6 protein-coding genes are annotated in these 5,721 nt (G+C 70.7%); 2 read left to right on the forward strand and 4 right to left on the reverse strand.

What is annotated here, in order from left to right; genetic code table 11:
• A partial coding sequence (locus FRW57_RS16175; RefSeq protein WP_203230367.1) for a universal stress protein occupies positions 1-296 on the reverse strand: 296 nt, incomplete at its 3' end.
• A 238-nt stretch (positions 297-534) separates the two neighbouring features.
• Between FRW57_RS16175 and glpK the strand changes: the two genes are divergently transcribed.
• Together glpK and FRW57_RS16185 are read left to right on the forward strand one after the other, a co-directional pair.
• Positions 535-2,049 carry a glycerol kinase GlpK gene (gene glpK, locus FRW57_RS16180; protein ID WP_152186480.1) on the forward strand — a complete coding sequence of 505 codons (1,515 nt, stop codon included), beginning with the start codon at positions 535-537 and terminating at the stop codon, positions 2,047-2,049.
• Positions 2,050-2,131: 82 nt separating this feature from the next.
• Positions 2,132-3,853, forward strand: a complete 1,722-nt coding sequence (locus tag FRW57_RS16185; RefSeq protein ID WP_152186481.1) for a glycerol-3-phosphate dehydrogenase/oxidase — start codon at positions 2,132-2,134, stop codon at positions 3,851-3,853.
• Here the strand turns inward: FRW57_RS16185 and paaE are convergent.
• The 3 genes from paaE to FRW57_RS16200 form a co-directional block, all read right to left on the reverse strand.
• Entirely contained in the window at positions 3,841-4,962 is a 1,122-nt protein-coding gene (paaE, locus tag FRW57_RS16190; protein ID WP_137121485.1) for a 1,2-phenylacetyl-CoA epoxidase subunit PaaE, read from the reverse strand. The two genes, FRW57_RS16185 and paaE, sit on opposite strands and share 13 nt — an antisense overlap.
• Positions 4,963-5,475: a 1,2-phenylacetyl-CoA epoxidase subunit PaaD gene (paaD, locus tag FRW57_RS16195; RefSeq protein ID WP_152186482.1), complete on the reverse strand. Its 513-nt coding sequence runs from the start codon at positions 5,473-5,475 to the stop codon at positions 4,963-4,965.
• A 58-nt stretch (positions 5,476-5,533) separates the two neighbouring features.
• Positions 5,534-5,721: Phenylacetic acid catabolic protein (locus tag FRW57_RS16200; protein WP_203230368.1), on the reverse strand; the 188-nt coding region annotated here is incomplete at its 5' end.

Below are 5,721 nucleotides of genomic sequence, written 5' to 3' on the forward strand. Positions count from 1 at the left end.
ACGACCGCGGTCGCCCTCGCGGTGAGGCCCGGCGCGACCGCCCGGACGTGCGCCAGGCCCTCGTCGGCGGTGACCTGCGCGGCCCCCAGAGCCGACTCCGACATCACGTCGAAGGCGCCCTCCGGCCAGGTGGTCGCTCCGGTGGGCAGGCTGGTGGTGAGGATCTCGAGGGTTGCGCCCCGGCGGGTCGCCTCGAGCGCGGCCCAGTCCAGGGCGATCTCGGCGTGGTCACAACGGTCGAAGCCCACGACGATGGTGGGCGCGTCGGGCTCGGGGTGGTCGGCGGGCTGGCTCACGACTGCCTCCTCGGGCGGGGTGTCCATCATCCCAGCCGGCGGCCGCCGTGAGGCGATCCGTGTCCACATCGTTGCGAGACATCTCGTGGCCTCCTGGCGAGACATCTCGTGGCGCATCGTCGATCGGTCGCGCAACCCGGCCCGCACCCCCCGCCCTCCCTCGTGAGGAATGATCGTGGGGAAAGCGACAGCGGGCTGTCTCTTTCCCCACGATCACTTGCTACGAGGAGGGCGCCAGATGGCTGATTTCGTCGGATCCGTCGACCAGGGCACGACCAGCACGCGCTTCATGGTCTTCGACCACGACGGCAACGAGGTGGGCAGGCACCAGCTCGAGCACGAGCAGATCCTGCCGCGGGCCGGTTGGGTGGAGCACAGCCCGGTGGAGATCTGGGAGCGCACCAGCTCGGTGATCCAGGAGACACTCAACGGCCTCGGCGTGGCCGCCTCGGACCTGGCGGCGCTCGGCATCACCAACCAGCGCGAGACGACCGTGGTGTGGCACCGGCGCACGGGGCGGCCGTTCCACAACGCGATCGTGTGGCAGGACACCCGCACCGACCGGATCGCGAGCGCCCTCGAGCACGACGGCCGCGGCGACGTCATACGCCAGAAGGCGGGGCTGCCTCCGGCCACCTACTTCGCCGGCGGCAAGCTCCAGTGGATCCTGGAGAATGTACCGGGGGCCCGCGAGGCCGCCGCAGCGGGCGACGCGCTGTTCGGCACGATCGACACCTGGCTGATGTGGAACCTCACCGGCGGCGTGCACGGCGGCGTGCACGTCACGGACGTCACCAACGCCAGCCGCACCATGCTGATGGACCTGGAGAGACTCGACTGGGACGACGAGCTGCTCGGCTTCTTCGGCGTCCCCCGCTCGATGTTGCCCGAGATCCGCCCCTCCTCCGACCCGCAGGGGTATGGCGTGCTGGCCGCCCCCGCGGGCTTCGCCGGCATCCCGCTGACCGGCATTCTCGGCGACCAGCAGGCCGCCGTGTTCGGCCAAGCGTGCTTCGACCCTGGCACAGCCAAGAACACCTACGGCACCGGCAACTTCCTGCTGCTCAACACGGGGCCCGAGCCGGTCCGCAGCGGCAACGGGCTGCTCACGACGGTGGCCTACCAGCTCGGGGACGACCGCCCCGTCTACGCGCTGGAGGGCTCGATCGCCGTGACCGGATCGGCCGTGCAGTGGCTGCGCGACCAGCTCGGCATCATCTCCGGCGCGGCGGCCATCGAGCCGCTTGCCCGCAGCGTGGACGACAACGGCGGCGTCTACTTCGTCCCCGCGTTCTCCGGCCTCTTCGCCCCCTACTGGCGCAGCGACGCACGGGGCGCGATCGTCGGGTTGTCCCGGTTCAACACCAACGCGCACCTGGCCCGCGCCACCCTGGAATCCATCTGCTACCAGAGCCGCGACGTGGCCGAGGCGATGGAGACCGACTCCGGTGTGCACCTCGAGGTGCTCAAGGTCGACGGCGGGGTCACTGCCAACGACCTGTGCATGCAGCTGCAGGCCGACATCCTCGGCGTCCCGGTCAGCCGGCCGGTGGTCGCCGAGACGACCGCCCTCGGCGCGGCCTATGCTGCAGGACTCGCCGTCGGCTTCTGGCAGGATCTCGACGAGCTCAGGGCCAACTGGAAGGAATCCCGGCGGTGGGAGCCGACGTGGTCGCCACAGCAGCGCGAGGACGGGTATGCCGGGTGGAAGAAGGCCGTGAAACGGACCCTGGACTGGGTCGAGGTCGACTGATCCCGGGCCGGGTTCGCCCGGCAGCGTACGGTTTCGAGCAGGACCGCCGGGTGACATCCCGTCGCCGAGAGGAAGGACGCAGATGAGCGACAAGCCCCAGCCGCTGAGCCCGGCGGGCCGGGAGTCCGCGCTGGAGCGGTTGGCCACCGAGGAGCTGGACGTGCTGGTCATCGGCGGCGGCGTGGTGGGCGCCGGGTCAGCGCTCGACGCCGTCACCCGCGGGCTGCGGGTCGGGCTGGTGGAGGCCCGCGACTACGCCGCCGGGACCTCGAGCCGGTCGAGCAAGCTGTTCCACGGGGGGCTGCGCTACCTCGAGCAGTTCAACTTCCACCTCGTCTTCGAGGCCCTCAAGGAACGCAAGCTGGTCCTGAACCGGCTGAGCCCGCACCTGGCCCGGCCGGTGCCGTTCATCTACCCCCTGGAGCGGCCGATCGACCGGGGCTACGTGGGTCTCGGTGTCGGCGTGTATGACGCGATGGGCGCCGGACGGGGCGTGCCCACCCACCTCAAGCACCTCGGTCGACGCAAGACGATGGAGTCCTTCCCCTCCGGCAAGCGGTCGGCGATCCGCGGCGCGGTCCGTTTCTACGAGGGTCAGGTCGACGACGCCCGGCACACCATGATGCTGGCCCGCACCGCGGCACACTTCGGCGCACTGTGTGCCAGCAGCACGCGGGTCAGCGCGTTCATCCGTGAGGAAGACCGGGTGGTCGGGGTCCGCGCGACCGACCTCGAGACCGGACGAGAGCTCGAGATCCGCGCGAGCCAGGTGATCAACGCGGCGGGCGTGTGGACCGACGAGATCCAGCAGATGGTCGGGGGCCGCGGGCAGTTCCAGGTGCGCGCCTCCAAGGGCGTCCACCTGGTCGTGCCGCGCAACCGGATCAACTCGGCCACCGGCATCATCACCCGCACCGAGAAGAGCCTGTTGTTCATCATCCCGTGGGGCAGCCACTGGATCATCGGGACCACCGACACCGACTGGGCCCTCGACCTGGCCCACCCCGCCGCGAGCCGGACGGACGTGGATTACCTTCTCGACCATGCGAACTCGCTACTGCAAGATCCTCTGACCCGCGAAGACGTCGTGGGGGTCTACGCCGGGCTCCGGCCCCTCCTGAAGGGCGAGTCGGAGTCGACCAGCACCCTCTCCCGCGAGCACGCCGTCTCCAGCCCCGTGCGGGGGCTGACCGTCATCGCGGGTGGCAAGTACACAACATACCGGGTCATGGCCAAGGACGCCGTCGACTCGGCCGTGCACGGCATGGAGCGCAACGTGCCCGCGTCGGTGACCGAACGCACCCCGTTGCTGGGGGCGGACGGCTACTTCGCCGCGCACAACTCCCGTGCGCTGATCGCCGAGCGGACCGGGTTGCGCGTCTCGGTGGTCGAGCACCTGCTCGGTCGCTACGGCACGCTCTGCGAGGAGCTGTTCGCGCTCATGCAGTCCGACCCGGGTTTGTCCGAACCCCTTGCCAGCGCACCGGAATACCTGGCGGTCGAGGCCGTCTACGCGGCCAGTCATGAGGGAGCACTGCACCTGGACGACATCCTCACCCGCCGTACCCGGATCTCCATCGAGGTGCCCGACCGCGGGGAGGCCGCAGCGGCCGAGGTGGCTGAGCTGGTCGCTCCGGTGCTGGGCTGGGACGCCGCCACGATCGACCGGGAGGTGCAGCACTACCGCGCCCGGGTGCTGGCCGAACGGGAGTCACAGTCGATGCCGGACGACCGCACCGCCGACGCCGCGCGGCTCGGAGCGGAAGACGTGCGGCGGGGGCTGCCGTCGGCTCAGGCGTCGTAGTCGAGGTGCACCGTGTCGGTGACCGGGTGCGACTGGCACGCCAACACGATCCCGGCCGCGACCTCCTCGGGCTCCAGCGCGTAGTTGCGGTCCATGGTGACCTCGCCCTCCACGAGGCGGGCGCGGCAGGTGCCGCAGACCCCGCCCGTGCAGCTGAACGGCGCGTCCGGCCGCTCGCGCAACGTGGCCGCCAGGATGGTCTCGGCCTTCGAGGGCATGTCGATGACGGTGGTCCGGCCGTCGAGGTTGACCGTGACGACGGCCTCGGGCGGAGCACCGGGCACGGCCTCCACCTGTGCCAGCGGCGGAGCGCCGACCTCGTCGACGTGGAAGACCTCGTGGTGCACGTGCTTCTCGTCGACACCGCGCTCGCCGAGCAGCTCGCGCGCCGTCTCCACCATGCCGAACGGCCCGCACAGGTACCACTCGTCGACCTGGTCGACCGGGATCAGCGAGCCGAAGAGCCGCTCGAGCCGGTCGCGGTCGATCCGCCCGGAGAACAGCTCGACGTCCTGGACCTCGCGGGAGAGAACGTGGATCAGGTGGAACCGCCCGGGATACTGGTTCTTCAGGTCCTCGAGCTCCTCGAGGAACATGATCGAGTCGGTGCGCCGGTTGCCGAAGACGAGCGTGACGCGCGAATCCGGTTCGTCCTCCAGCGCGCTCGCGATCAGCGCCATGACCGGGGTGATGCCAGAGCCGGCCGCGATCGCCACGTGGTGACGCGCAGCACCGGGCCGGGTGGGGCAGGTGAACCCGCCGAGCGGGGTCATCACCTCGATCTCGTCGCCGACGGCGACGCTCTCGTTCAGCCAGTTGGACATCCGCCCACCCGCGACGCTGGAGCTGGCCACCCGCAGCTCTCCGCTGGCCAGGGCCCGCGAGCGGGGCAGGCAGATCGAGTAGGACCTGCGGACGTCCTCGCCGTCGATCGTGGCGCGCAGGGTGAGGTGCTGGCCCGGCTCGTAGGCGAACTCGTCCCTCAGGTCGTCGGGCACGGCGAAGGACACCGCCACGGCGCCGTCGGTGAGCCGTTGGAGGCGGGCCACCCGCAGCGGGTGGAACCGCGCTCGTCCGCGCTTCGGCTTCTTGATCAGGGTGACGGTCATCTAGAGCGCCTTGAACTCGTCGAAGGGTTCGCGACAGGAGTTGCAGCGGCGCAACGCCTTGCACGCGGTGGATCCGAAGCGGGAGACCTCGGTGGTGTCACGTGAGCCGCACAGCGGACAGGTGACCTGCCGGACGCTGAGCCCCAGGGTCACCGGTCCGCCCGCGTCGCGGGGCCCCGGTGGCGCGATGCCGAACTCGCGCAGCTTGTCCTTGCCGGCCCGGCTCATCCAGTCGGTCGTCCACGCAGGCGAGAACTGCATCTCGACCTGCGCCACGTAGCCGGCCCGCCGGGCCTCGTGCTTGATCCGGCCGCGGATGGCCTCCATCGCGGGGCAACCGGAGTAGGTCGGCGTGATCACCACACGCACCGTCCGATCGGCCTCGTCGGCCACACAGCTGCGCAGGATGCCGAGGTCCTCGATCGTGATCACCGGCACCTCCGGGTCGGGGATCGCCGCAATGGCGTCACGCACCGACTGCACGGGCCGCATCACCGTCCTCGCTGCGTTCATCGGCTCGCTCCTCGGCGCTCGGGTCCTCGCTTCGCCGCGATCCGCACGCTGACGTCGCTCACCACTGCGCCCCAGGGTGTGAACGCGCGATGTGCTGAAGCTGCGCCAGCAGGTAGCCCATCGCCCTCGAGTGCACCCCGTCGCGGCCGCCGCGGGCGTGCCAGCGCCCGGCCTCCGGCAGTTCGAGCGTCGCCTCCGCCACGACCCGCTCGACGTATGCCGTCGCCGCCGCCTCGAGGCTCGAGG

The organism is Segeticoccus rhizosphaerae, assembly GCF_009192725.1.
GTDB classification, from domain to species: Bacteria; Actinomycetota; Actinomycetes; order Actinomycetales; family Dermatophilaceae; genus Segeticoccus; species Segeticoccus rhizosphaerae.